This is a genomic window from Mycoplasma sp. 744, assembly GCF_034863305.1.
In the GTDB taxonomy this organism is placed as follows: domain Bacteria; phylum Bacillota_I; class Bacilli_A; order Mycoplasmatales; family Metamycoplasmataceae; genus Mycoplasmopsis.
Genome location: NZ_JAYFFF010000013.1, coordinates 1 through 524, shown reverse-complemented (window position 1 = coordinate 524; position 524 = coordinate 1). Strand labels below are relative to the sequence as shown.

At 15.5% G+C, this 524-nt stretch carries 1 protein-coding gene; it reads left to right on the top strand.

The genetic code is table 4. The features are described 5' to 3' along the window. Positions 1–450, top strand: a 450-nt coding sequence (locus VBM87_RS02920) for a hypothetical protein (RefSeq protein WP_323177305.1), incomplete at its 5' end; no start/stop codon positions are given. Positions 451–524 lie beyond the last annotated feature (74 nt).

Genomic DNA, 524 nt, shown 5'->3' with positions numbered 1-524 from the left:
GATAATAATTATTATGATGCAACAAAAAATATTAAAGATTCTTATGATCAAATGATTATAAGCAGCAAAAAAATATTTGATCAATTACATACTATAAATGATGATTTATTAAATGAATCAATTTTAAAATCTAATAATGAAAAATTTAGAAACGTTTTGAATAAACTAGATGGTAAAGTTAATTTAGAATTATCAAAAAATAATGCTAATTCTGTTATTGATAAATTAGAAAACTATTCAAATGAAGAAAAAATAACTTATAAAAAACAAATTAAAAACGCTCAAAATATTCAACAAGTTAATTCAATATTAAATCAATTATTAAATAGTAAAAAGAATAATAAGTATAAAGATATATTATTATTAATAATTTTAATAACTGCAAGTATTTTAACAATAGGATTAGTTTATTTTGCTTGATTATTAGTTAAAAGATTTAATAATAAATAATTTTTATATGAATATTAAAAAACTGAAAAATATATTTTTTTCAGTTTTTTTTGTATTACATAGATTAATAAATT